Source organism: Mycobacterium sp. E3198 (assembly GCF_001667015.1).
Taxonomy (GTDB): domain Bacteria; phylum Actinomycetota; class Actinomycetes; order Mycobacteriales; family Mycobacteriaceae; genus Mycobacterium.
In genome coordinates this window covers 18,743-44,460 of record NZ_LZIS01000130.1, presented here as the reverse complement: position 1 = coordinate 44,460, position 25,718 = coordinate 18,743, and the positions used below count along the sequence as shown (strand labels likewise).

The window sequence follows — 25,718 nt, the reverse complement described above, 5'->3', positions numbered from 1 at the left end:
CCCGATTAACATGCGCCTGATGCTGCGCAACAACCTGACGCTGAAATCCGGTGTCACCCTGGACCGGCGGCGCGTCCTGGACCTCGCGGCCACGTTCGCCGACGAGCACCCCGAGCTGCTCCGCACCTATCTCACGCACACCTTCGGCGTCGACGACGTGCAGGGCGCGTTCGACCTCGCCTGCCGGCCGGACCCCGACCGCATCAAGATCGCGATCGCCCGATGAGCGTCTTCGAGCGCAACCACCCGGGCCCGATCTGGGGCGGCTGGATCACCGGGCCGACGGAGCTCGGGCCCGAGGAATTCGCCCGGGCCGGCTACGACTACGTGGGTTTCGACGCCCAGCACGGCTACCTCGACGACGCCGACATCGCGCGCATGCTGCGGCGCACCGAGCACTTCCCGATCGGCACCGTGGTCCGGCTGCCCAATGCCGACCCCGCGCCGATCGGGCGGGTGCTGGACGCCGGCGCCGACGCCGTCGTCATCGCGATGATCGAGTCGGCGGCTGAGGCCGCCGCCGCGGTGGCCGCCACCCGCCACCAGCCCCGGGGAACCCGCAGCTTCGGCCCGCTGCGCGCCAGCCTCGGCCACGACCCCGCCGCCCTGGAATCCCGCGTCAGCGTGTTCGCGATGATCGAGACCGCGGCGGCGCTGTCGGGCCTCGCCGAGATCTGCGCCGTCGAGGGCCTGGCCGGCCTGTATGTCGGGCCCGCCGATCTGGCCCTCTCGATGGGCGTGGATGTCGTTGGCGCAACCCAGCATCCGGCCATCATCGACGCCATCGCGCGCATCCACGCCGCCGCCACCACCGCGGGTCTGCTCACCGGCATTCACGCGGGCAACGGCACGACGGGTCGCACGATGGCGAAGCTGGGATTCCGGATGATCACCCTGGCGACCGAATCACAGGCGCTGCGGCGCGGGGCCGCGGAGCACCTCCGCGAGGCAACCGAACAATGACCGACCCCCACACCGCGGTCCGCGAGGTGATCGCCGCCTACGCGCTGGCCCTCGACGCCGGAGACATCGACCAATGCGCGACCCTGTTCGTCGCCGACGCCGAATTCCTGGTCTATGGGCGAACGTTCGCGGGCCGCGACGCCATCGCGCAGATGTTCCGGGACGCGCCGCGCGGGCTGCACCACACCGGAGTCTCGCGGATCGACGTCCCCGGCGGCACCGCCACGGCCCGGACGCAGGTGCTGTTCGTCAGGGCCGGTGACCTGCACCTGCGGCCCGCCCTCTACGACGACGAGCTGGTGCTCACCGACGGGCACTGGCGCTTTCGGCGCCGGCGCTGCCAGTTCGTCACCAGCCGCGGCCTGTCCGACAGCCCCGAGGTGACATCATCATGAACCCACGCGTCACCCTGGTGACCGGCGCCGCCGGCGGACAGGGCTGGGCCATCGCCAAAAAGCTGCGCGCGCAGGGCCATTCGGTGGCCGCCTGCGACCGGCGCGCCGGCGAGCTCGCCGCCGCGGTCGACGAGCTGGGCGACGAGGGCGTCATCGCGATCGAGCTGGACGTCACCTCGCCGGCGCAATGGGAGGCGGCCGTCCACACGGTTGTCGGGCGCTTCGGCGCGCTGAGCGCGCTGGTCAACAACGCCGGCGTGCTGCACCGCGCCTCGCTGGCCGACGAGACCGCCGAGGGCTTCGAAAACTCCTGGCGGGTCAACTGTTTCGGCGCATTCCTCGGCATTCAGTCGACGCTGCCGCAGCTGCGCGCGGCGACGAACGCGGCCGTCGTCAACATCTGCAGCACCGGCGCGATCCGCCCCTTCCCGCACCACGCCGCCTACGGTTCGGCCAAGTGGGCGCTGCGCGGCCTGACTCAGAACGCCGCCGCCGAACTCGCCCCGCTCGGCATCCGGGTCAACGCGGTGTTCCCCGGACCCATCGCCACCCCGATGCTCGACGACGCCACCCAGCTGAGGCTCGCCGCCTCCTCGGCGTTCGGCCGGATCGGGCAGCCGACCGAAATCGCCGACGCGGTCGCCTTTCTCGTCTCCGACGCGGCGTCGTTCATCACCGGCTCGGAACTGGTCGTCGACGGTGGCCAATGCCTGCAGATCCGATGAGCGCGCAGGTGTCCGTCGGCATCATCGGCGCCGGACCGGGCGGCCTGGCCCTCGGTATCCTGCTCGCGCGGGCCGGTTTTCGCGACTTCACCATCTTCGACCGCGAGGACGACGTCGGCGGCACCTGGCGGATCAACACCTATCCGGGGCTGGCCTGCGACGTCAAATCGCACCTGTACTCGTATTCGTTCGACCTGAACGCGCAGTGGTCGCGGCTGTGGTCCGCGCAGCCGGAGATCCTGGAGTACTTCGAGAGGTGCGCCGACAAGCACGGTCTGCGGCCACACCTGAAGCTGCGCACCGAAATCCGCTCCGCGCGCTGGGAGCCCGACGCCCAGCGGTGGTGCCTGACCACCGCAGAGGGCCACCAGCACCGCTTCAACATCGTGGTGTCCGCGGTCGGCCTGTTCACCCGCCCGCTCCTTCCGGACTTGGCGGAAGAGGAGCCGTTCACCGGAACGGTGATGCACTCGTCGCGATGGGATCACTCCGTCCCGCTCGAAGGCGCGCGCATCGCCGTGCTGGGCACCGGATCGACCGCGTCGCAGCTGGTGCCGGAATTGACCAAGGTCGCCGCCCAGGTGTACTCCGTGCAACGGTCGCCCACCTGGATACTGCCCAAACCTGACCGCCATTACACGCGGCGGGAGCGCTGGGTCTTCGCCCACGTTCCGTTCGCCAAGAAGCTGTACCGGACCCGGCTGTGGCTACGCAGCGAAGCCAACATCTCGGTGATCGAACACGGCAGCGAAAAGACGCAGGATTTCACCGCGATCGCCCTCGGCCTGCTCGAAAAGACCATCGCCGACGAGGAATTGCGCCGCAAGCTGACGCCGGACCACCCGATGGGCTGCAAGCGGCTGGTCTTCTCGTCGGACTACCTGCCCGCCCTGACCCGGCCCAACGTCGAGGTGCTGGACAGCCCGGCGCGCTGCCTGCGCGCGCGCAGCCTGGTCACCGAGGACGGCACCGAGCGCGAGGTCGACGTCGTGGTATGCGCCACCGGTTACGCCGCGGCCGATTACCTGGGTGAGCTGGACGTGTGCGGCGAGGACGGGACGACGCTGCGGGAGGTATGGCGCGACGGGGCGCACGCGTATTTCGGCATGGCGGTCCCCGGTTTCCCGAACTTCTTCATGCTGTACGGGCCGAACACCAACGTCGGCTCCAACAGCGTGATCTTCATGCTCGAGGCCCAGGCCCGCTACATCGTCCGGGCGCTCAAATACCTGCGGCGCAAGCGCAAAACGTATATCGCGGTGCGGCCCGAGGCGCTGGGCGACTTCGTCACCAAAGTCGACCGGTGGATGGCCGGCACGGTGTGGACCACCCAGTGCAGCAACTACTTCCGCGCCGCCAACGGGCGCGTGGTCACCCAGTGGCCGCGCAGCGCGCGTACGTTCTGGGGAATGACGCGCAGATTCAGACCCGCCGACTTCAGCCTCTGCAGCCGATGACCGAATTGGACGGCTTCGACCGGCTCGATCCCGTGCTGCGCGCCGTCGCGACGACGCGCACCGATTTCTCGCCGCAAGCGATCCAGCTGATGCGCGAACCGTTCAACGAGCGCCGTCGGGAGGCCGCCGCACAGACCGACGCCCAGGGCGTCCGGATCGTCGACAACATGGTGGCGGCCGGCGTCGCCGTGCGGATCTACCACGGCGCGCAGGCCAATCCGGCCCCCGCAGTCGTGTACTGCCACGCCGGGGGTTTCGCGCTGGGCAACCTCGACACCGATCACCGGCAGTGCGTGGAGCTCGCGCGGCGGGGCCGCTGCACGGTGGTCTCGGTCGACTACCGGCTGGCGCCCGAGCATGGCTTCCCGGCCGCCCTCGACGACGCGATCGCCGTGTTGCGCTGGGTCGCGGCCAACGCGGCCGAGCTGGGCGTCGACCCGGCGCGCCTGGCCGTCGGGGGCAGCAGCGCCGGGGCCGCCCTGGCCGCGTGCCTGGCGCACGGCGCCGCCGACGGGTCGCTGCCGCCGGTCGCGTTCCAGCTGCTGCACCAGCCGGTGCTGGACGATCGGGAGACCGCGTCCAAAGCCGAGTTTTGCGCCAGCCCGGCCTTCGACAGCGAGGCCGCGGAGCAGATGTGGCGTCACTACCTGGGCCCCGAAAGCGGAGTCGCGGTGTCGGGCGTCCCCGCCCGGCGCGGCGAATTCGGCGGTCTGCCACCGGCTTTGATCACCTGCGCGGAAATCGACCCGTTCCGCGACGAAGCGGTCGACTATGCGCTGGCGCTGCTGCGCGCCGGGGTCTCCGCCGAGCTGCACGTGTTTCCCAGCGCCTGCCACGGGTTCGATTCGCTGCTGCCGGACTGGTCCGACTCGCAGCGGCTCTTCGCCCTGCAGGGCCATGCCCTGGCGAGGACCTTCGGCTCTACTTGACCGCCCGATCCGCCGGAACAATCTGCTGCCATGAAGATCATCGGGCTGGAGGTCGTGCCGTTCGAGACGTTCGTCGACCGAATCTCGTTCGGCCAGTTGAACACCGATTACCGCGTGGTGCAGACGGTGACCAAGGTGCTCACCGACGAGGGCGTCGAGGGCTGCTATTTCGGAGGCCACTTCCACGGCGACCAGGACGGCCTGCTCCCCGGCGACCAGGCGCTGATCACGCAATTCCTGAGCCCGCTGCTCGCCGGCCAGGACCCGTTCGACCGGGCGGAGATCTGGCGCCAGCTGTGGGCGGCGAAGCTCCCCGAAAACGTCTGCAGCGTCATCGATCTGGCGCTCTGGGACCTGGCCGGCCGGGTCGCCGGGCTGCCGGTGCGCAAGCTGCTGGGCGGCGCGCGCGAGCGGGTCCGGGCCTACGCGAGCAGCTTCAACAATCTCGGATCGCCCGACGAGTACGCCGCCCACGCCGTCGAATGCCAGCGACAGGGATACCGCGCCTACAAGATCCACCCCTACCACTACTGGAACCCCGCGACCCGGGAACCCGCGCTGCCCCGGCCGTCATACGTGGATTGGGACATCCGGGTGTGCCGCGAGGTTCGGGCCGCGGTCGGCGACGAGATGGTGCTCATGTTCGACCCGTGGGGCACCTACCACACCTACTCCGACGCGGTGCGCGTCGGCCGCGAGCTCGAGCGGCTCGGCTTCTACTGGTACGAGCACCCGATGCCCGAGCACCGGGTGGAGTCCTACGTCAAGCTCGCCCATGCGCTCGAAATCCCGGTCTGCTCACCCGAGATCGCCGAAGGCGGCATCTATACGCGCGCGGACTGGATCCTGCGCAATGCGTCCGACATCAGCCGCATCGACGTCCTGCGCGGGGGCATCACCGGCGTCATGAAACTGGCCGGGATGTGCGAGGCGGTCGGCATGCGCTGCGAACTACACATGAGCGGCTTCGGCAACCTGCAAGTCCTCGGCGCCACGAGCGAAGACGTCTGCGAGTACTACGAGCGTGGGCTGCTCGGGCCCGGGGTCCGCTACGACACCGCCCCGCCCTATCTCGACGCGCCCTGCGATCCGCTCGGCCCGGACGGATTCGTCGAGCTGCCGCAGGCGCCGGGGCTCGGCTACCTGATCCGCTGGGACTACATCGAGGACCACCGGCTGCCCGCCACGACGGCGGAACCAGTCGCGCCGCTGCACCCGAGATAATGGCGCCATGGCGTGCTGCGAATACCCCATCCCCGCCCAGGGCTGCGACGGCGCCTTCACCGTCGACGCGTCGCGGGTGACCTTCGGTCGCGGTTGCCTGGCGGAAGTCGGTGACCGGGCCGGCGCCCTGGGGCTGCGACGGGTGGCGTTGTTCTCCGACGCCGGCGTGGCCGGGTTGCCGATCTTCGCCAAGGCGCGCGACTCGCTGCTGGCGGCCGGGCTGGACGTCGTCGCCTACACCGACGTCCACGTCGAGCCCACCGACGCGTCGTTTCAGGACGCCGCGCGGTTCGCGCAGGAGGCCGACCCCGACGGCTACGTGTCGCTGGGCGGCGGGTCCGTCATCGACACGTGCAAGGCCGCCAACCTGTACGCCACCCACCCCGCCGACTTTCTCGCCTACGTCAACAAGCCGATCGGCGAAGGCCAACCCGTGCCCGGCCCGCTCAAGCCCCACATCGCCTGCCCCACGACGGCCGGCACCGGCAGCGAGGTGACCGGCATCGCGATCTTCGACCTGGTATCGATGTCGGCCAAGACCGGCATCGCTTCGCATGCGCTGCGTCCCACCGAGGCCCTCGTCGACCCCGACTGCACCGCGAGCCTGCCCCGCGAGGTGGTCGCCGCGGCCGGACTCGACGTGCTGTCGCATGCGCTGGAGTCCTACACCGCGCGTCCCTACGTGCGGCGGCACGCCGCCGAACGGCCCAGCCTGCGACCCATGAGCCAGGGCGCCAATCCGTGGAGCGACCTGGGCTGCCGCGAGGCGCTGCGCGTGCTGGGTCGGTTCCTGGAGCGCGCGGTGAGCGACGCCTCGGACGCCGAGGCCCGCGAAGAGATGATGTGGGCCGCCACCCTGGCGGGCATCGCGTTCGGCAACGCGGGTGTTCACGCCCCGCACGGCATGGCCTACGCGGTGGCCGGGCTGGTCCGCGACTTCCGCCCGTCGGGATATCCGGCCGAGGAGCCGCTCGTGCCGCACGGCATGGCCGTCATCCTCAACGCCCCGTCGTCGTTCCGCTTCACGGCGGAGGTCAGCCCCGAGCGGCACCTGGAGGGCGCCCGGCTGCTCGGCGCCGACGCGGGGGGCGCCGCGGCGACCGACGCGGGCGAGGTGCTCGCCGGCGAACTCATCCGCATCATGCGGGCGGTGGGCATGCCCAACGGGCTGGGCGGGGTGGGCTACACCGACGACGACGTGACGGCCCTGACCGAGGGCGCCCACCCGCAGCAGCGGCTCCTGCAGAACGCGCCGCGCGAGATGAGCAAACCGGTGCTGGCGGACCTGTTTCGGCAAGCCATGCGGTACTGGTAGAGCATGAGCCCGAGCCCGCCGGACAACCTGACCAGCGCCGACTTCCCGGTGCTGTGGCCGGTCGGAACCCGGTGGGCCGACAACGACATGTTCGGCCACCTCAACAACGCGGTGTACTACCAACTTTTCGACACCGCGATCAACGCGTGGATCAACACGACCACCGGGCTCGACCCGCTCAGCACGCCCGCGCTCGGCATCGTCGCCGAGTCGGGCTGCCGCTACTTCTCCGAACTGCACTTTCCGGAAGGCCTCACGGTGGGTCTCGCGGTGACGCGCCTGGGCCGCAGCAGCGTCACCTACCGGCTCGGGGTGTTCCGCGGCGACGACGGCGAACCGCAACCGATCACCGCGCTCGGCCACTGGGTGCACGTCTACGTCGATCGGACCAGCCGCAAGCCAGTGCCGATCCCGGACGCCATCCGCGCCCTGCTGGCGACGGCCCGCGTCGGCGAGATGGCATAGGAGTCCGGCACTTTCGTCGCCCCGGCTATGCTTCGCCAATGCCAGTTCTGAGCAAGACCGTCGAGGTCAGCGCCAACGCCGCGTCGATCCTGGGCATCGTCGCCGATTTCGAGCGCTACCCCGAATGGAACGAGGAGATCAAGGGCCTGTGGGTGCTCGCCCGCTACGACGACGGGCGCCCCAGCCAGGTGCGGCTCGACGCCGACTACCAGGGCATGCAGGCCACGTTCATCCAGGCGATCTACTACCCGGGGGAAAACCAGATTCAGACCGTCCTGCAGCAGGGCGACCTGTTCTCCAAGCAGGAGCAGCTGTTCAGCGTCGTGGAAACCGGGGCGGCGAGCCTGCTGACGGTCGACATGGACGTCGAGACCACCCTGCCGGTCCCCGCGCCGATGGTGAAGTCGCTCGCCGGCAACGTGCTCGACCATCTCGCCGAAAACCTGAAGCAGCGCGCCGAGCAGCTCGGCGCGGGCTAGGCGCTCGGTCGCCGAGGGTGCGCTTGCGGCTTTTCGTGTGAGCTCACGGCTTTCGGTGTGAACGCAGGGCGGGATTCCGGCCTCATTTCCGCCCAGGCAACACAAGCAAAGCCCAGACTTCACAACCAAAAGCCGCGATCGCCGCCACCGCTCAGTCGAAGATGCCGGCCCGGTTCAGCATCACGGTCAGCCGGGCCGCCGCGTCGGTGAACTGCCAGACCGTGTGCTCGATCACGGCGTGCGCGTCGCGCCGGCGCAGCGCCGCGATCAGCTCCCGGTGGTGGGCAACCGTCGCCGCGCCCCACTCGGGATCCGCCGCATACACCTCCGCCGGCATGTAGCGCGCGGCATTCAACAGGAACCACGCCAGTTTGATCCGGCCACTGGCCTGGTTGAAGACGCGGTGAAACGCGAACTCGATGCCCGCGATGGTGGCCGGCTCGCTGGACCCGACGGCCGCTTCGAGCGCGTTGTTGATGCGCTCCAGCTCGTCGATCTCGGCGTCGGTGATGTGGTCGGTGGCTGCGGCGGCCAGCTCCGTGGCGATCGTCGCCTGCAGCCAGAAGATGTCCTGGATGTCCTGCCGGGTGAGCGGCAGGACGACGTGACCGCGGTGCGGCTCGAGCTGGACCATGCCCTCGCCCCGCAGCTTCAGCAGGGCCTCGCGCACCGGCGTGACGCTGACCCCGAGCTCGGCGGCGGTCTCGTCAAGGCGGATGAACGTCCCCGGACGCAACGCCCCCGACATGATCGCCGCCCGCAGGTGGCCCGCGACCTCGTCGGAGAGCTGCGCCCGGCGCAGTGGGCGCCGGGCCCTCGGCTGCATAGATGTCGGTGCGTTCACGCGGACTGCCAGGGGTTTCGCCGGGTTGGCGGGTCTTGTCTTTGCGGCACTAAAGCCATAGTGTGACCCACACAACACTATGTTTTATCAAATATCAACCTGGCGCAAGCGGTGCGAGAGGTGAAGGGGAGGCGGTAGTTGACCGCGCAATTGGCCAGCCATCTGACCCAGGCCACCGAGCAGCCATACCTGGCCCGGCGGCAGAACTGGTGCAACCAACTCGAGCGGCACGCGCTGATGCAACCGAACGCGACCGCGCTGCGGTTCCTGGGCACCACCACCACGTGGGGTGGCCTGCAGCGCCGGGTCTCGGCGCTGGCCGACGCGTTGAGCCGCCGCGGGGTCGGCTTCGGCGACCGGGTGATGATCCTGATGCTCAACCGCACCGAGTTCGTCGAGGCGGTGCTGGCCGCCAACGCGCTCGGCGCCATCGCGGTACCGCTGAACTTCCGGCTCACCTCGGCGGAGATCGTCTTCTTGGTCGAGGACTGCGAAGCGCGCGTGCTGATCACCGAATCGGTGCTGGCCCCGGTGGCCACCGGCGTGCGCGACATCCAGCCGATGCTCGACACCATCGTCGTGGCCGGCGCGGCGAGCGACGACAGCGTCGCCGGCTACGAAGACCTCATTAACGAGCCCGGCGAATCGCACGGGCCCGTCGACATCCCGAACGACTCGCCCGCGCTGATCATGTACACCTCGGGCACCACCGGCCGGCCCAAGGGCGCGGTGCTGACCCACGCCAACCTCACCGGCCAGACGATGACCGGGCTGTACACCAACGGCGCAGATGTAAGTAGCGACGTCGGTTTCATCGGCGTCCCGTTCTTCCACATCGCCGGGATCGGCAACATGCTCACCAGCATGCTGCTCGGCGTCCCCACGGTGATCTACCCACTGGGGGCCTTCGACCCCGGGCAGCTGCTCGACGTGCTGGCGGCCGAGAAGGTCACCGGCCTGTTCCTGGTCCCCGCGCAGTGGCAGGCGGTGTGCGCCGAGCAGCAGGCGCGACCGCGCGAGCTGAGGCTGCGGGTGATGTCGTGGGGGGCCGCCCCGGCGCCCGACGCGTTGCTGCGCGAGATGTCGGCAACCTTCCCCGGCACTCAGATCCTGGCGGCGTTCGGCCAGACCGAGATGTCGCCGGTCACCTGCATGCTGCTCGGCGAGGACGCGATCCGTAAGCGTGGCTCGGTCGGCAAGGTGATCCCCACGGTCGCGGCCCGCGTGGTGGACGAAAACATGAACGACGTGCCGGTCGGCGAGGTGGGCGAGATCGTCTACCGCGCACCCACATTGATGAGCGGCTACTGGAACAACCCGCAGGCCACGGCGGAGGCGTTCGCGGGCGGCTGGTTCCATTCCGGCGACCTGGTCCGGATGGACGACGAAGGCTACGTCTGGGTGGTCGACCGCAAGAAGGACATGATCATCTCCGGCGGCGAGAACATCTATTGCGCCGAGGTCGAGAACGTTCTCGCCGGCCATCCCCGCATCGTCGAGGTCGCCGTCATCGGGCGCGCCCACGAGAAGTGGGGCGAGGTGCCGATCGCGGTCGCAGCCGTCGCCGGCGAGGAATTGCGGCTCGACGACCTGCACGACTACCTGGCCGAGCGGCTGGCGCGCTACAAGCATCCGAAAGCGCTCGAGATCGTCGATGCGCTGCCCCGCAACCCGGCCGGAAAGGTGCTCAAGACTGAGCTGCGAGTGCGCTACGGAGTCGTCACTAGCAACCAAAGCGATTCCGTCGCAAGGGATTCGACGAGCGGAGAAGAAGATTGACGGAAACTGTAACGTTTGCCCACTGTTGACGAAGGGTTAATTGTGCGCATGCAGTTCACACGGTCACGGCCATCGGGTACATTCCTGTGGTCTCCGTTACTACTTGCGGGTAGGGAGCCGATGGTCACAGACGAAGGGTCAGGGCGAGGTGGGGTCACCCCCAGCCCAGTCGGGGCGAGGGGGAGAAGCGTGCGGGCTCGCGGTGCCGAGGGGAGGGGGCAGCGTTGACTGCGACGACGGAAAGTCGGCGGGGCCCCTACCTGGTCGGCTACCTGCGCGATCAGCTCGAGACGCCGCTGACTCTCATCGGCGGCTTCTTCCGGATGTGCGTTCTGACCGGAAAAGCGCTGTTTCGCTGGCCTTTCCAGTGGCGCGAGTTCATCCTGCAGTGCTGGTTCATCATGCGGGTGGCCTTCCTGCCGACGATCATGGTGTCGATCCCGCTGACGGTTCTGCTGATCTTCACCCTCAACGTGCTGCTGGCCCAGTTCGGCGCGGCCGACCTGTCCGGCGCGGGCGCCGCCATCGGCGCGGTCACCCAGCTGGGCCCGCTGACCACGGTGCTCGTGGTGGCCGGCGCCGGCTCGACGGCCATCTGCGCGGACCTGGGCGCCCGCACCATCCGCGAGGAGATCGACGCGATGGAGGTGCTCGGCATCGACCCGATCCACCGGCTGGTGGTGCCCCGGGTGATCGCCGCGACCCTGGTCGCCACCCTGCTCAACGGACTGGTGATCACCGTCGGCCTGGTCGGCGGCTACCTGTTCGGCGTGTACCTGCAGAACGTGTCGGGCGGGGCCTACCTCGCCACCCTGACCACCATCACCGGCCTGCCCGAGGTGGTCATCGCCACGGTCAAGGCCGCCATGTTCGGCTTGATCGCCGGGCTGGTCGGGTGTTTCCGCGGGCTGACCGTGCGCGGCGGGTCCAAGGGGCTGGGCACCGCCGTCAACGAAACGGTGGTGCTGTGCGTGGTCGCGCTGTACGCGGTCAACGTGGTCCTGACCACAATCGGTGTGCGATTCGGGACGGGGCGCTGACATGTCGACCGGTGCCGTGTTGCGCGCCCGCTTCCCGCGGGCCGTCGAAAACGTCAATCGCTATGGGGGTGCCTTCGGCCGCGGACTCGACGACATCGGGCAGATGGCCTGGTTCGGCGCGGTCGCCCTCGGGCACATCCCGCACGCGCTGCGCAACTACCGCAAGGAAACCCTGCGGCTGATTGCCCAGATCGGCATGGGCACCGGCGCCATGGCCGTCGTCGGCGGCACAGTCGCCATCGTCGGTTTCGTGACGCTGTCCGGTAGCTCCCTGGTCGCCATCCAGGGGTTCGCGTCCCTGGGCAACATCGGCGTCGAGGCGTTCACCGGCTTCTTCGCCGCGCTGATCAACGTGCGCATCGCCGCACCCGTCGTCACCGGCATCTCGATGGCCGCCACGGTCGGGGCCGGCGCCACCGCGGAGCTGGGGGCCATGCGGATCAGCGAAGAGATCGACGCCCTCGAGGTGATGGGCATCAAGTCGATTTCGTTTTTGGCGACCACCCGGATCATGGCCGGCCTGGTGGTGATCATCCCGCTCTACTCGCTGGCCATGATCATGTCGTTCCTGTCGCCGCAAATCACCACGACGGTGATCTACGGGCAGTCCCACGGCACCTACGAGCACTACTTCCGGACCTTCCTGCGTCCCGATGACGTGTTCTGGTCGTTCGTGGAAGCCATCATCATCACCGCCGTCGTGATGATCACCCACTGCTTCTACGGGTACAACGCCGGCGGCGGGCCCGTCGGCGTCGGCGAGGCCGTCGGCCGATCGATGCGCTTCTCGCTGGTGTCGGTGCAGGTTGTCGTTTTGGCCGCAGCGTTGGCGCTCTACGGCGTCAACCCCAACTTCGCGTTAACGGTGTAGCCCATGACCACCGCGACAGGCCACGCCGGAAAGATCAACGCGCCCCGCAAGCCGCCGTACAAGCTCGCCGGGGTCGCGGTGCTCATCATCGCCGCGCTGGTCTTCTTCTGTGTGTTCTGGCAGTTCCGGGGGAACTTCACCCCGAAGACCCAGCTGAGCATGCTGGCCAACCGGGCCGGGCTGGTCATGGACCCCGGCTCCAAGGTCACCTACAACGGGGTCGAGATCGGCCGGGTCGCCGGCATCGCCCCGACCACGGTCGACGGTCAGCCGGCGGCGAATTTCACCCTCGACGTATACCCGCGATACCTCAAGCTGATTCCGTCGAACGTGACCGCCGACATCAAGGCGACCACGGTGTTCGGCGGCAAGTACGTGTCGTTGACGACGCCGAAAAACCCGTCACCGCAAGAGATCTCGCCGCAGACTGTCGCCGCCGTCGTCGGGAACCAACGCTTCAACATCAAAGCCAGGTCGGTGACGACGGAGATCAACACGCTGTTCCAGACCATCACCGAGATCGCGCAGCAGGTCGATCCGGTCAAGCTGAACCTGACGCTGAGCGCCGCCGCCCAGGCCCTGACCGGGCTGGGCGATCGGTTCGGTCAGTCGATCGTCAACGCCAACGCGATTCTCGACGACGTCAACCCGCAGATGCCGCAGGCCCGTCACGACATCCGCCAGCTCGCGGGTCTGGGCGACACCTACGCCAACGCCGCGCCCGACCTGTTCGACTTCCTCAACAACGCCGTCGTCACGTCGCGCACGATCAACGCCCAGCAGAAGGATCTCGACCAGGCGTTGCTGTCGGCGGCCGGATTCGGCAACACCGGCGCGGACATCTTCGAGAAGGGCGGGCCGTACCTGGCCCGCGGGGCCAAGGACCTGGTGCCCACGGCGCAGCTGCTGGACACCTACAGCCCGGAGCTCTTCTGCACCGTCCGCAACTACCACGACATCGAGCCCACGGCCCGGACGTTCCTCGGCGGCAACGGCTATTCGCTCAACGCCGACACGAAGCTGCTGTCCGGGCTGGGCTTATTGCTCAACCCGCTGTCGGCGGTGACCCTCGTCGGCCTGATCGGAATCTTCGCGCTGCCCACCCAGGGACTCTCCGCCCTCGGCAACATCGCCACCCTGATCGGCGGGGCGCCCAACCCGTACGTGTGGCCCGAGAACCTGCCGCGCGTGAACGCGCGCGGCGGACCGGGCGGCGCGCCGGGCTGCTGGCAGCACATCACCCACGACCTGTGGCCCGCGCCCGAGTTGGTGATGGACTCCGGCAACAGCATCGCGCCGTACAACCACCTCGACACCGGTTCCCCGTACGCGATCGAGTACGTCTGGGGCCGCCAAGTGGGGGATAACACGATCAACCCATGAAAATCACCGGAACCATCGTCCGACTCAGCATCTTCTCGCTGGTGCTGCTGATCTTCACTGCGATGATCGTCGTGGTGTTCGGTCAGATGCGCTTTGACCGCACCTACGGGTACTCCGCGGAATTCACCAACATCAGCGGGCTGCGGCAGGGCCAATTCGTCCGGGCCTCGGGCGTCGAGATCGGCAAGGTCAGCTCGGTCGCGCTGGTCGACGGCGGCAGGCGCGTGCGGGTGAATTTCAGCGTCGACCGTTCGATCCCGCTGTACCAGTCGACGACGGCGCAGATCCGCTACCTCGACCTGATCGGCAACCGGTACCTGGAGCTCAAGCGCGGCGAGGGCGAGGGCGCCGACAAGGTGCTGCCGCCGGGTGGTTTCATCCCGGTGTCGCGGACCTCGCCGGCGCTCGACCTCGACGCGCTGATCGGCGGTTTCAAGCCGCTGTTTCGGGCGCTGGACCCGCAGAAGGTCAACACCATCGCGACCGCGCTGATCACCGTGTTCCAGGGTCAGGGCGGCACCATCAACGACATCCTCGACAACACCGCGCAGCTGACCAACCAGCTCGGGCAGCGCGACCAGGCCATCGGTGAGGTGATCAAGAACCTGAACGTCGTCCTGGACACCACCGTCCGCCATCGTCAGCAATTCGATCAGACCGTCAACAACCTCGAGGTCCTGATCACCGGGCTGAAGAATCACAGCGACCAGCTGGCCGGCGGGACCGCACACATCAGCAACGCCGCCGGGACGGTGGCCGACCTGCTGGCCGAGGACCGCGGACTGCTGCACGGCACGCTGAACTACCTCGACGCGGTCCAGCAGCCGCTCATCGATCAGCGCGAGCAGCTGAACGATTTCATCCACAAGGTGCCGACCGCGCTGAACATGATCGGGCGCACCATCGGTTCCTACGGCGACTTCGTCAACTTCTACGCCTGCGACATCAGCCTCAAGATCAACGGGTTGCAGGCCGGCGGTCCGGTGCGCACGGTCAGGCTCTTCACCCAGCCGACGGGTAGGTGCACGCCGCAATGAGGACGCTGGAACCCCCCAACCGGATGCGCATCGGCCTGATGGGCATCATCGTGACGCTGCTCGTCATCGGCGTCGGCCAGAGCTTCACCAGCGTGCCGATGCTGATGGCCAGGCCCCACTACTACGGGCAATTCTCCGACACCGGCGGCATCAGCACCGGCGACAAGGTGCGCATCGCCGGCATGGACGTCGGGAAGGTGGAGAGCCTCAAGATCGACGGCGACCACATCCTGATCAAGTTCAATCTCGGCAGCCAAAGGATTGGCACCGAGAGCCGGATGGCGATCAAGACCGACACCATTCTCGGGAAAAAGATCCTCGAGATCGAGAACCGGGGTAGCCAGACGTTGCGGCCGGGTGAGACGTTGCCGATCGGCCAGAGCACCACGCCCTACCAGATCTACGACGCGTTCTTCGACGTGACCAAGGCCGCGCAGGGCTGGGACATCGACACGGTCAAGCAGTCGCTGCACGTGCTGTCCGAGACCATCGATCAGACCTACCCGCACCTGAGTTCCGCGCTCGACGGCGTGGCCAAGTTCTCCGACACGATCGGCAAGCGCGACGAGCAGGTCAAGCACCTGCTCGCGCAGGCCAATCAGGTAGCCAGCATCCTCGGGGATCGCAGCGAGCAGATCGACCGGCTGCTGGTGAACGCCAAGGTGTTGCTGGCCGCGTTCAACGAGCGCGGCCGGGCGATCAACGCACTGCTGGCCAACATCGCCGCCTTCTCCGAACAGGTCAAGGGCTTCATCAACGACAACCCCAACCTCAACCACGTGCTCGAGCAGTTGCGGACGGTCAGCGACATCCTGGTCCAGCGCAAGGACGACCTCGCCGCCGGTTTCACCGAGGTCGGCAAATTCCTGCCCTCGTTGAACGAGGCCATCGCGTCGGGACCGTTCTTCAAGGTGGTGCTGCACAACCTGTTTCCCGGTCAGGTCGTGCAGCCGTTCATCGACGCCGCGTTCAAGAAGCGCGGCATTGACCCCGAAAACTTCTGGCGCAGTGCGGGTCTGCCGGAATTCCGGTGGCCCGACCCCAACGGCACCCGGTTGCCCAACGGCGCGCCGCCGCCGGCGCCGCCGGTGCTCGAGGGCACGCCCGATCACCCCGGTCCGGCGGTCCCGCCCGGGTCGCCGTGCTCGTACACGCCGGCCAACCCCGGCGGCAACGTCACCGTCGGCGACGAGGGCCTGCCGCGGCCGTGGAACCCGTTGCCGTGCGCTGGCGCGGGCGTCGGCCCCTTCGGTGGCGTGGGCTTCCCCGCGCCGGTCGACGTCGCGACGTCGCCGCCGAACCCCGACGGCCTGCCGCCCACCCCGGGCATCAACATCGCGGGGCGGCCCGGTGACCCGCCGCCGAACGTTCCGGGCACGCCGGTGCCGCTGCCGACCCAGGCGCCGCCGGGCGCGCGCACCGAGAACCTGGGACCGGCCGGCCCGACGCCGCCCCCGTCGACGTTCGCGCCCGCGCTGCCGCCCGGACCGCCCGCACCGCCCGGGCCGGGCGTCCAGCTGCCGGCACCGTTCATCAACCCCGGCGGCACGGGAGGTAGCGGCATCACGGGAGGTAGCCAGAATTGAGCACCATCTTTGATGTCCGCAACATCCGGCTGCCGAAGCTGTCCCGGACGTCGGTGATCATCGGGTCCCTGGCGATCGTGCTGGCGCTGGTGGTCGGCTACGCCGGGTGGGAGCTGTACCAGAAGCTGACCAACAACACCGTCGTCGCCTACTTCCCGGAGGCCAACGCGCTCTACCCCGGTGACAAGGTCCAGATCATGGGGCTGCGGGTGGGCACGATCGACAAGATCGAGCCGGCCGGCGACAAGATGCGGGTCACCTTCCACTACCAGAACAAGTACAAGGTGCCCGCCAACGCGTCGGCGGTGATCCTCAACCCGACCCTGGTGGCCTCGCGCGCGATCCAGCTGGAGCCCGCCTACAAGGGCGGCCCGGTGCTGGCCGACAACGCGGTGATTCCCGAAGAGCGCACCCAGGTGCCGACCGAGTGGGACACCCTGCGCAACAGCATCACCAACATCATCTCCAAGCTCGGCCCCACGCCCGAGCAGCCGAAGGGCCCGTTCGGTGAGGTCATCGAGTCCTACGCGAACGGGCTGGCGGGCAAGGGCAAGCAGATCAACAACACGCTGAACAGCCTGTCGCAGGCGCTGACCGCGCTGAACGAGGGTCGCGGCGACTTCTTTGCGGTGGTGCGCAGCCTGGCGCTGTTCGTCAACGCCCTGCACTCCGACGATCAGCAGTTCGTCGCGCTGAACGAGAACCTGGCCGATGTCACCGGCCGGCTCGCCAGCTCCGACAACGCCCTGGCCGACGCGATCCAGCAGTTCGACGGCCTGCTCAAGACGGTGCGGCCCTGGCTGAACCAGAACCGTGAGGTGCTGACCCACGACGTCAACAACCTGGCGACGGCGACGAACACGCTGCTGCAACCCGATTCGCTGAACGGTCTGGAAACCGCCCTGCACGTCCTCCCGACGGCGGCGGCGAACATCAACCAGATCTACCACCCGACGCACGGGTCGGTTGTCGCCATCCCCGCGATCACCAGCTTCGCCAACCCGATGCAGTTCATCTGCAGCTCGATCCAGGCCGGCAGCCGGCTGGGTTACCAGGAGTCCGCCGAGCTCTGCGCGCAATACCTGGCGCCGATCCTCGACGCGATCAAGTTCAACTACTTGCCGTTCGGCCTCAACGTGGCCAGCACGGCCGAGACGCTGCCCAAGGAGGTCGCCTACTCCGAGCCCCGCCTGCATCCACCGGACGGATACAAGGACACCACCGTCCCGGGCATCTGGTCACCGGATACGCCGACGTCCCACCGCAACACCCAACACGGGTGGATCGTGGCCCCCGGCATGCAGGGGCAGCAGGTGGGACCGATCACGCAGGGCCTCATGACCCCCGAGTCACTTGCCGAACTGATGGGTGGGCCCAACATTCCGCCCGTGCAGTCGACCCTCCAGACCCCGCCCGGACCGCCGAACGCCTACGACGAGGGTCCCTCGCCGGTGATCGGTCAAAACCCGCCGCAGGTGCCGATACCCCCGCCGCCGCCGGGGCCGGAGGTGGCCCCCGGCCCGGTCGCCCCGACGCCCGCGCCGGTCGCGGCGCCGGCGCCCAACGCCGGTGGGCCGGCGTCGCCCGCCGCGGCTGACCTAGGGGGTGGCCAGTGATTGCTCGTCGGATGCGCCGCCGCGCCTGGCAGGGGCTGGTGTTGGGGGTGGCCGCGCTGGTGCTGAGCTCGTGCGGGTGGAAGGGGATCTCCAACGTGGCGATCCCCGGCGGCCCGGGCAGCGGCTCGGGCGCGATGACCATCTACGTCCAGATGCCGGACACGCTGGCGATCAACGGCAACAGCAAGGTGATGGTCGCCGACGTGTTTGTGGGCTCCATCAAGAACATTCAGTTGAAGAACTGGGTGGCGACGCTGACGCTGGGGATCGACAAGAACGTCAAGCTGCCGAGGAACGCCACGGCCAAGATCGGCCAGACCTCGCTGCTGGGTTCGCAGCACGTGGAGCTGGCCGCGCCGCCCAACCCGGTGGGGCAGCTCAAGGATGGCGACACCATCGCGCTGAAGAACTCGTCGGCGTTTCCCACCACCGAGCAGACCCTGGCCAGCCTGTCGCTGATCCTGCGCGGCGGTGGCATCCCCAACCTGGAGGTGCTGCAGAACGAGGTCTTCAACATCTTCAACGGGCGGGGCAACCAGATCCGGGCCTTCCTCGGCAAGCTGGATACCTTCACCGACCAGCTGAACCAGCAGCGCGATGACATCACCCACGCCATCGACTCGACCAACCGGCTGCTGACCTACGTCGGTGGCCGGGCCGATGTGCTGGATCGGGTGCTGACCGACGTCCCGCCGCTGATCAAGCATTTCGCCGACACCAAGCAGCTGCTGATCAACGCCGTCGACTCGGTGGGACGGCTCAGCCAGGCCGCCGATCAGTACCTGTCGGAGGCGCGCGGGCCGCTGCACCAGGACCTGCAGTCGCTGCAGTGCCCGCTCAAGGAGCTCGGCCGGGCGTCGCCGTATCTGATCGGGGCGCTGAAGCTGATCCTGACGCAGCCGTACGACATCGACACCATTCCGAAGCTCATGCGCGGCGACTACCAGAACGTTTCGATCACCCTGGACGTCACCTACAGCTCGATCGACAACGCGTTCCTCACCGGCACCGGGTTGTCGGGGGCGCTGCGGGCGCTCGAGCAGTCGTACGGGCGCGACCCGGAGTCGATGATTCCCGACGTCCGCTACACGCCGAACCCGAACGACGCGCCGGGCGGACCCTTGGTGGAAAGGGCGGACCGGAATTGCTGACTCCCTTCATCCGGCGCCAGCTGATCGCGTTCGGGATCCTGACCGTGATCTCGATCCTGGTGCTCGGCGTGTATTACCTGCAGATCCCGAGCCTGGTGGGAATCGGCCGCTACGAGCTCAAGGCCGACCTGCCGGCGTCCGGCGGCCTGTACCCGACGGCGAACGTGACCTACCGCGGCATCACCATCGGCAAGGTGACCGACGTCGAGCCCACCGAGACGGGTGCGCGGGCGACGATGAGCATCGACAGCCGCTACAAGATCCCGACCGACGCCGTCGCCAACGTGCACTCGGTGTCGGCGGTCGGCGAGCAGTATCTGGACCTGGTTTCGAGCGGGAACCCGGGCAAGTACCTCTCGTCCGGACAAACCATCACCAAGGGCACCGTGCCGGCCGAGATCGGCCCCGCGCTGGACACCGCAAACCGGGGGCTGGCCGTGTTGCCCAAGGAGAAGATCGGCCAGCTGCTCGACGAGACGGCGCAGTCGGTCGGCGGGCTGGGCCCCGCCCTGCAGCGGCTGGTCGACTCCACCCAGGCGATCGTCGGTGACTTCAAAACCCAGATCAGCGACGTCAACGACATCATCCAGAACTCCGGGCCGATCCTGGACAGCCAGGTCAATTCCAACGCCGCGATCGAGCGCTGGGCCCGCAACCTGAACAACCTGTCGGCCCAGGCCGCTCGGGAGGACACCCACGTGCGCAGCGTGCTGCGGCAGGCGGCGCCGACCGCCGATCAGGTCAACGAGGTGTTCAACGACGTCCGCGACTCGCTGCCGCAGACGCTGGCGAACCTCGAGGTCGTGTTCGACCTGCTCAAGCGCTACCACACCGGTGTGGAGCAGGTGCTGGTCTTCCTGCCCCAGGGTGCGTCGATCGCGCAGACGGTGGCCGCGCCGTTCCCGAACCAGGCCGCGCTCGACCTGGCGTTGTCGATCAACCAGCCGCCGCCCTGCCTGACCGGCTTTATCCCGGCGGCGGAGTGGCGGTCCCCGGCGGACACCAACCTGGCGCCGTTGCCGTCGGGCACCTACTGCAAGATCCCGATGGAGACCCCCGCCAACAGCGTGCGCGGATCGCGCAACATCCCGTGCACGGACGTGCCCGGCAAGCGGGCGGCCACGCCGCGGGAGTGCCGTGACCCCAACCCGTACGTTCCGGCGGGCACGAACCCCTGGTACGGGGACCCGAACCAGATCCTGACGTGCCCCGCCCCCGCGGCGCGCTGCGATCAGTCGGTGCGGCCCGGCATGGTGATTCCGGCACCGTCCGTCAACAACGGCCTCAACCCGGCCCCGTCGGACCGGGTCCCGGGCACGCCGCCGCCGACCAGCGACCCGTTGTCGCGGCCGGGGAGCGGCACGGTGCAGTGCAACGGCCAGCAGCCCAACCCGTGTGTCTACACTCCGAGCGGGCCCCCTGCCGCCGTCTACAGTCCGCAGAGCGGTGAACTGGTGGGGCCCGATGGGGTGAAATACTCCGTCGAGAACTCGACCAAAACAGGAGACGACGGATGGAAGGAGATGCTGGCGCCGGCCGGCTGAACCCCCCACCCATGCCGAGGTTTCGTCGACTGCGCAGGCCCTCCCAGAGATCCAGTCCGAAGATTCACCAGGAGCCGGCGGCTGCTGCTGAGGAGACCACCCTCGAGGTGACGGCCGGGGATTCGCACGAATCCGAGGACGGAATCGAGCAGACGCTCGTGTCCGAGGAGACGACCGCGCAGGCCCCGACGTCCGAGGAGGTTGCGGCCCGGGAGACGCCGGAGCCCGAGGACGAGGCCGCTGACGAGGGCGACGCCGAAACCACGGGTGCCGAGCGCCGCCCGTCGCGCATGGGTCGGTGGTGGCTCTCCGGCATTGCCGCCGCGCTCGTGCTGCTGGCCGCCGGCCTCGGGACGGGCGCCTACTTTGCCCTCCGCTACCACCACGACAGCCAGGTCATTGCGCGCAAGGACGCCGCGGCGCTCAAGGCGGCGGTGGATTGTGTGTCGGCGACTCAGGCCCCCGACACCAATGCGATGGTCCAGAGCGAACGGAAGATCATCGAGTGCGGCACGGACGCGTTCCGCTCCCAGGCGCTGCTGTACACCAACATGATCGTTCAGGCCTACCAGGCCGCCAACGTCCACGTTCAGGTGTCCGATGCGCGCGCGGCGGTGGAGCGTAACAACGACGACGGCACGGTCGACGTGCTCGTCGCGATGCGCGTCAAGGTGTCAAGCGACCAGTCGCAAAAGGAAACCGGCTACCGCCTGCGGGTGAAGATGGCATACGCCGAGGGGCAGTACCGGATTTCCAAGCTCGACCAGGTGACGAAGTGACGGTGGTGGTCGAGGAGATTGCGGCTCGGACCCAAACCACGGCGGCCGTACCGGAGTCACCGCGGGATGCCTTGGCCCCCTGGCGCATTCGAGCGGCCGCGTTCGCCGTCGACGTCCTGCCGTGCGTCGCCGTGGCAACGACGATGGCGTTGGTCGCGTGGACCGTGGCCGGGAACCCTGCTTGGTGGTGGGTGTGTGTCTCGGTCGGCGGCCTGGCCATCCTGCTGATGTTGGCCAACCGGTTGCTGCTGCCAAGCCTGACCGGCTGGAGCCTGGGGCGCGGGCTGTTCGGAATCGCGGTGGTGCGCCGCGACGGCGCGGCCGTCGGCCCGTGGGCGCTGCTGCTGCGGGACCTGGCCCACCTGCTCGATACCGCGTCGGTGGTGGGCTGGCTTTGGCCGCTGTGGGATTCGCGGCGGCGCACGTTCGCCGACATGCTGCTGGGCACCGAGGTGCGGCGCGTCGAACCCGACGAGGCGGCGCCCAACCTGCGGCGGTGGACCGCGGTCGCGGTGCTGACCGCGGCGGCGGTGTGCCTGTCCGGCGCCACGGTCAGCTATCTGGTGGCGTACTCCCCCGACCGGGCCAGCGACCAAGCCAAAGCCCAGATCCAGGCGCAGGGGCCGAAGATGGTCGCGCAGATGCTCACCTACGACCCAAAATCGTTGAACGACGACTTCGCTCGTGCCCGGTCGCTGGCGACCGACAAGTATCGCAAGCAGCTGCAGGCACAGCAGGACGTGGTTCGGAAGGGCACTCCGGTCATCAACGAGTACTGGCCGATCGACTGGTCGGTCCAGTCCGCGACGGCGGATCGGGCGACGATGTTGCTGTTCCTGCAGGGCCGGCGCGGAAGCGCGCCCGACGAGCGGTACATCAGCGCATCCGTTCGCGTTGAGTTCGCCAAAGGTGGCGACGACCGTTGGCGCGTCGACGACCTCGCCGTGCTGACCAAGCCGAAGCCCCCGGGGAACGGAAAATGAGTCCGCGCCGCAAGTTTGAGCCCGGCGAACGGTCGCTGCTCGTCGAGCAGCCGGTGCCGCCGCGGCCGCCGTTGGGATTGCCGGTGGCCGGCGCGGTCGCCGCGCTGCTGACGGTGGCGGCGATCACACTGTGCACCCTGATGCTGATCTCCCACGAGTCCCGCGTGCGCTCGGCGTCGAAGGAGCGCCAGGTGCTCAGCTACGTGTCGGGGTTCATGACCCAGTTCACCTCCATCGACCCCTACCACGCCAACGACTATGTGACGCGGGTACTGGCCCAGGCCACAGGGGAATTCGCCAAGCAATACCACGACAAGGCCAACGAGATCCTGCTCCAGGTCGCCCGCGCCGAACCGGCGACCGGCACCGTCCTGGGCGCGGGCCTGGAACGGTGGAACGACGACGGCAGCGCCACCGTGATGGTGGCGACCGACGTGACCTCCAAGTCCCCCGATGAAAAGCAGGTGTTCGAGAACACCAATCGTTGGACGGCAACCGTCACGCAGGAAGGGAAGCAGTGGAAGATCAGCAACCTGCTGCAGGTGATCTGACCGCCGACGCGGAAGAATCGACCACCGAGGATGCCTCGGGCGACGTCGACGAAAGCGCCGACACCACAACAGAATCCGTCGAGACGGCACCCGACGAGGGCGAGGAGACCGCTGAGACCGCGGACCCCGCCAACGCTAAGCGGCCCCGGCGCAAGATCCTGGCCGGCAAGCGGCTCGCCATCGCGATCGCGCTGGCCGCCGTGCTGTTCGTCGGCTCCGCGGCGTTCGCGGGCGCGGCGGTGCAGCCGTACCTTGCCGATCGCGCCACCGCCGCGACGAAGCTGAGGGTGGCGCGCACCGCGGCCAACGCGATCACGACGCTGTGGACCTACACCCCGGATAACATGGAGGGCCTCGCCGACCGCGCGGCGGCCTACCTCAGCGGTGATTTCGGCGCCCAGTACCGCAAGTTCGTCGACACGATCGTGGGCCCCAACAAGCAGGCCAAGGTGACCAACAGCACCCAAGTCGTCGGCGCGGCGGTCGAATCGCTGGACGACCCCAACGCCGTCGTCATCGTGTACACCAACACCACCTCCACCAGCCCGCTGACCAAGAACATCCCGTCGCTGAAGTACCTGTCCTACCGGCTGTTCATGAAGCGGACCCACGGCCACTGGCTGGTGACGAGGATGACGACGATCACCTCGCTGGACCTGACCCCGCAGGTCTAGCCCGTGCCCGTTGCGTCGCCGGTCTCGGAACGCTCGACCGTCGCGGCGCTGCTGTTGTTGACCTTTGCCACCGGCCTGGCCGACGCGATCAGCATCCTGGTTCTGGGCCACGTCTTCGTGGCGAACATGACCGGCAACGTGATCTTCCTCGGCTTCTGGCTGGCGCCCCGAACCACCATCGACCTGACGGCGGTGGTGGTGGCGCTGCCGACGTTCGTGTGCACCACGATCGTCAGCGGCCGGTTGGCCCGGCATTTCGACGCGCGGGTGCGACCGTGGATAATCACCGTGCTGGCAACCGAAATCGCGTTGTTGGTGACGTTGTCGGTCCTGGCGGGGAGCGGCGTGCTGCACTACCACGACAACTCCAAGCTGATCATGATCGGCCTGCTCGCGGTGACGTTCGGCCTGCAGCACTCGAGCGCGCGCCAGTTCGGGATCCAGGAGCTGTCCACCACGGTGCTGACGTCGACGATCGTCAGCCTCGGCCTGGACAGCCACCTGGCCGGTGGGACGGGCGCCCGCGAAAAGCTGCGCTTCAGCGTCGTTTTCACGATGTGCGCCGGCGCCCTGGTCGGTGCGACGATGTCGCGATTCGTCGTCGCGCCGGTGTTCGCGGTCACGGCGGCGGTCGTCGCGGCAAGCCTGCTGATCTTCCGCTTCGGCCCGGCCGGCGGCGATCGCGAGGGCGGCGAGCCGGGCGCTGGGGGTACCCCCGCGGAGCTGGGGGACGGGTCGCCGCCATCGAGGTCTAGTTGAAGGCCAGCCAGCTCGGCAGCGCCCGTTCGTGGGAGTCGCAGAGCACCTGGCGGGTGTCACACGATCCGCGCGGTGACCCGGCGCCGGCCCACATGCCGCCGGTGTCGCGCCGCAACACGATGGCCGACGACCCGCCGCCGTCGAGCAGCACCGCGGTGTCGCTGCCCAGGCCGCGGAACAGGTCCTGGATGTTGTCCGGGGTATAGCTGCCGCCCTCGAAGACATACATTTCGTCCCGTTGCTTGACGTAGGCGAGGGCCGTTCGCGCCGCGCTCGGACCGCCGTCGTGGAGCTGCCCGGTCTTGCCCGGTGACAACAGGCCTATTCCCGATACCGCGACGAACCGCTCGTTGCGGTTCAGCAGGTCCGCGACCACCGGGGTGGCGACGTCGTAGTCCTGTGGGCCCTTGGGGCGCAACACATATGGCGCGCCGCCCGCCGGCAGGATCATGGTCGACAGGGCGCTCCAGCTCTCGCCGCCGCCGGACAGGCCCTGCTTGCCCGGGTACGCGACGGTGCCGGTGACGGCCTGGTTCGCCCGGCCCTGGCCGTGGGTGTTGTCGACGAAGGCGCCCAGCGGGGAACTGCAGCCGGTCTGGCGCCAGGAGCCGGCCTTTTGCGGCCGGATGTCGAAGAAGTTGGCGTTGATCGCGATCGTCGGCTGCCCCAGCCGCTGCCACGCCTGCAGCGGCGCGTAGACCTCAGATGCCTGCCACAGTCCCTCGCCGGTGCGGGCGCCGGGATTGTTCTCGCAGCGCGCCTGGTCGCCCTGGTGGGTGTCCACCAGCAGGTGCGGCGCGAGGCGCCCCGATGCGTTCTTGATGACCATCAGGTGGCCGCCGTTGTTCATCTCATACCAGCTGCCGCCGGCGTTGAGCAGCGGCGTCGGGTGGCCGGGGCCGAAGTTGTAGACGAGGTAGGAGCCCCGGGTGGTCTCGATGGCGTTGGCCAGCAGGTCGCGCCCGTCGGCCGCGCGCGCGACGGGCTGTCCGGTCGTGCACGCCAGCACGGCGCAGGCTGCCGCCGCAGTGCAGCAAGCCGCCAGCCGGCGCAGGCTGGCAAGGGGCGTCAGCACGGTGGACCTTTCGGCACTGATGGCTATGCAACATCAATAGCATCAGTCACACCAGTCACACTGTCAACTTGGATAACAAACGCGTGACGCTTGA

Annotated in this window: 25 protein-coding genes and 1 pseudogene; 24 read left to right on the top strand and 2 right to left on the bottom strand. The window is 68.5% G+C overall.

Going from position 1 to position 25,718, the window contains the following annotated elements:
• The 10 genes and pseudogenes from A5673_RS15200 to A5673_RS15155 form a co-directional block, all read left to right on the top strand.
• Window positions 1-226: pseudogene (locus tag A5673_RS15200) on the top strand (alcohol dehydrogenase); the annotation flags it as partial.
• Window positions 223-963 carry an HpcH/HpaI aldolase/citrate lyase family protein gene (locus tag A5673_RS15195; RefSeq protein WP_068233700.1) on the top strand — a complete coding sequence of 247 codons (741 nt, stop codon included), beginning with the start codon at window positions 223-225 and terminating at the stop codon, window positions 961-963. The pseudogene A5673_RS15200 and the gene A5673_RS15195, both read left to right, overlap by 4 nt.
• Window positions 960-1,358 carry a nuclear transport factor 2 family protein gene (locus A5673_RS15190; protein ID WP_068233696.1) on the top strand — a complete coding sequence of 133 codons (399 nt, stop codon included), beginning with the start codon at window positions 960-962 and terminating at the stop codon, window positions 1,356-1,358. The genes A5673_RS15195 and A5673_RS15190 overlap by 4 nt, the downstream gene beginning before the upstream one ends.
• Window positions 1,355-2,083 carry an SDR family NAD(P)-dependent oxidoreductase gene (locus A5673_RS15185; RefSeq protein WP_068233693.1) on the top strand — a complete coding sequence of 243 codons (729 nt, stop codon included), beginning with the start codon at window positions 1,355-1,357 and terminating at the stop codon, window positions 2,081-2,083. The genes A5673_RS15190 and A5673_RS15185 overlap by 4 nt, the downstream gene beginning before the upstream one ends.
• Complete coding sequence (locus tag A5673_RS15180; protein WP_082958756.1) at window positions 2,065-3,540, top strand: NAD(P)/FAD-dependent oxidoreductase; 1,476 nt, start codon at window positions 2,065-2,067, stop codon at window positions 3,538-3,540. The genes A5673_RS15185 and A5673_RS15180 overlap by 19 nt, the downstream gene beginning before the upstream one ends.
• The gene (locus A5673_RS15175; protein WP_068233689.1) at window positions 3,537-4,469 is read left to right on the top strand and encodes an alpha/beta hydrolase; all 933 of its coding nucleotides are present in this window, start codon (window positions 3,537-3,539) and stop codon (window positions 4,467-4,469) included. The genes A5673_RS15180 and A5673_RS15175 overlap by 4 nt, the downstream gene beginning before the upstream one ends.
• 30 nt (window positions 4,470-4,499) lie before the next feature.
• Window positions 4,500-5,693 carry an enolase C-terminal domain-like protein gene (locus A5673_RS15170; protein WP_068233685.1) on the top strand — a complete coding sequence of 398 codons (1,194 nt, stop codon included), beginning with the start codon at window positions 4,500-4,502 and terminating at the stop codon, window positions 5,691-5,693.
• A gap of 7 nt (window positions 5,694-5,700) precedes the next feature.
• Window positions 5,701-7,008: a hydroxyacid-oxoacid transhydrogenase gene (locus A5673_RS15165; protein WP_068233678.1), complete on the top strand. Its 1,308-nt coding sequence runs from the start codon at window positions 5,701-5,703 to the stop codon at window positions 7,006-7,008.
• Window positions 7,009-7,011: 3 nt separating this feature from the next.
• Window positions 7,012-7,473: a thioesterase family protein gene (locus A5673_RS15160; RefSeq protein WP_156748249.1), complete on the top strand. Its 462-nt coding sequence runs from the start codon at window positions 7,012-7,014 to the stop codon at window positions 7,471-7,473.
• 38 nt (window positions 7,474-7,511) lie between these two features.
• A complete protein-coding gene (locus A5673_RS15155) occupies window positions 7,512-7,952 on the top strand; it encodes an SRPBCC family protein (protein WP_068233676.1) in 441 nt (146 codons plus the stop codon).
• 151 nt (window positions 7,953-8,103) lie between these two features.
• Here the strand turns inward: A5673_RS15155 and A5673_RS15150 are convergent, their stop codons facing one another.
• The gene (locus A5673_RS15150) at window positions 8,104-8,796 is read right to left on the bottom strand and encodes a GntR family transcriptional regulator (protein WP_068233673.1); all 693 of its coding nucleotides are present in this window, start codon (window positions 8,794-8,796) and stop codon (window positions 8,104-8,106) included.
• 138 nt (window positions 8,797-8,934) lie between these two features.
• Between A5673_RS15150 and fadD5 the strand changes: the two genes are divergently transcribed.
• From fadD5 to A5673_RS15080, 14 genes are all read left to right on the top strand, one after another.
• Window positions 8,935-10,575, top strand: a complete 1,641-nt coding sequence (gene fadD5, locus A5673_RS15145; RefSeq protein ID WP_068233670.1) for a fatty-acid--CoA ligase FadD5 — start codon at window positions 8,935-8,937, stop codon at window positions 10,573-10,575.
• Window positions 10,576-10,799: 224 nt separating this feature from the next.
• Complete coding sequence (locus A5673_RS15140) at window positions 10,800-11,615, top strand: ABC transporter permease (RefSeq protein ID WP_068233665.1); 816 nt, start codon at window positions 10,800-10,802, stop codon at window positions 11,613-11,615.
• Window position 11,616: 1 nt separating this feature from the next.
• Window positions 11,617-12,486 carry an ABC transporter permease gene (locus A5673_RS15135; protein ID WP_068233663.1) on the top strand — a complete coding sequence of 290 codons (870 nt, stop codon included), beginning with the start codon at window positions 11,617-11,619 and terminating at the stop codon, window positions 12,484-12,486.
• A gap of 3 nt (window positions 12,487-12,489) precedes the next feature.
• A complete protein-coding gene (locus A5673_RS15130) occupies window positions 12,490-13,869 on the top strand; it encodes an MCE family protein (protein WP_068233660.1) in 1,380 nt (459 codons plus the stop codon).
• Window positions 13,866-14,906 carry a virulence factor Mce family protein gene (locus A5673_RS15125; protein ID WP_068233657.1) on the top strand — a complete coding sequence of 347 codons (1,041 nt, stop codon included), beginning with the start codon at window positions 13,866-13,868 and terminating at the stop codon, window positions 14,904-14,906. The genes A5673_RS15130 and A5673_RS15125 overlap by 4 nt, the downstream gene beginning before the upstream one ends.
• Window positions 14,903-16,492: a virulence factor Mce family protein gene (locus A5673_RS15120; protein WP_068233654.1), complete on the top strand. Its 1,590-nt coding sequence runs from the start codon at window positions 14,903-14,905 to the stop codon at window positions 16,490-16,492. Before A5673_RS15125 ends, A5673_RS15120 begins: the two co-directional genes overlap by 4 nt.
• On the top strand, window positions 16,489-18,108 hold the full coding sequence (locus A5673_RS15115) for a virulence factor Mce family protein (RefSeq protein ID WP_068233651.1): 1,620 nt from the start codon (window positions 16,489-16,491) through the stop codon (window positions 18,106-18,108). The genes A5673_RS15120 and A5673_RS15115 overlap by 4 nt, the downstream gene beginning before the upstream one ends.
• Before the next feature lie 11 nt (window positions 18,109-18,119).
• Window positions 18,120-19,259 (top strand): virulence factor Mce family protein, encoded by a 1,140-nt coding sequence (locus A5673_RS15110; protein WP_068233649.1) that lies wholly within the window; start codon window positions 18,120-18,122, stop codon window positions 19,257-19,259.
• Window positions 19,253-20,803, top strand: a complete 1,551-nt coding sequence (locus tag A5673_RS15105; protein ID WP_068233647.1) for an MlaD family protein — start codon at window positions 19,253-19,255, stop codon at window positions 20,801-20,803. Before A5673_RS15110 ends, A5673_RS15105 begins: the two co-directional genes overlap by 7 nt.
• Window positions 20,773-21,582, top strand: a complete 810-nt coding sequence (locus A5673_RS15100; protein WP_068233645.1) for an Mce protein — start codon at window positions 20,773-20,775, stop codon at window positions 21,580-21,582. Before A5673_RS15105 ends, A5673_RS15100 begins: the two co-directional genes overlap by 31 nt.
• The gene (locus A5673_RS15095) at window positions 21,579-22,565 is read left to right on the top strand and encodes an RDD family protein (protein ID WP_068233642.1); all 987 of its coding nucleotides are present in this window, start codon (window positions 21,579-21,581) and stop codon (window positions 22,563-22,565) included. Before A5673_RS15100 ends, A5673_RS15095 begins: the two co-directional genes overlap by 4 nt.
• The gene (locus A5673_RS15090; RefSeq protein WP_068233634.1) at window positions 22,562-23,116 is read left to right on the top strand and encodes a mammalian cell entry protein; all 555 of its coding nucleotides are present in this window, start codon (window positions 22,562-22,564) and stop codon (window positions 23,114-23,116) included. The genes A5673_RS15095 and A5673_RS15090 overlap by 4 nt, the downstream gene beginning before the upstream one ends.
• On the top strand, window positions 23,083-23,790 hold the full coding sequence (locus A5673_RS15085) for a mammalian cell entry protein (protein ID WP_068233627.1): 708 nt from the start codon (window positions 23,083-23,085) through the stop codon (window positions 23,788-23,790). Before A5673_RS15090 ends, A5673_RS15085 begins: the two co-directional genes overlap by 34 nt.
• A 3-nt stretch (window positions 23,791-23,793) precedes the next feature.
• Window positions 23,794-24,549, top strand: a complete 756-nt coding sequence (locus tag A5673_RS15080; RefSeq protein WP_082958755.1) for a YoaK family protein — start codon at window positions 23,794-23,796, stop codon at window positions 24,547-24,549.
• On the opposite strand, the gene A5673_RS15075 is transcribed toward A5673_RS15080, so the two are convergent.
• Window positions 24,542-25,651, bottom strand: coding sequence for a phosphodiester glycosidase family protein (locus tag A5673_RS15075; RefSeq protein ID WP_156748247.1), 1,110 nt, complete (start codon window positions 25,649-25,651; stop codon window positions 24,542-24,544). The two genes, A5673_RS15080 and A5673_RS15075, sit on opposite strands and share 8 nt — an antisense overlap.
• Window positions 25,652-25,718: the final 67 nt, after the last annotated feature.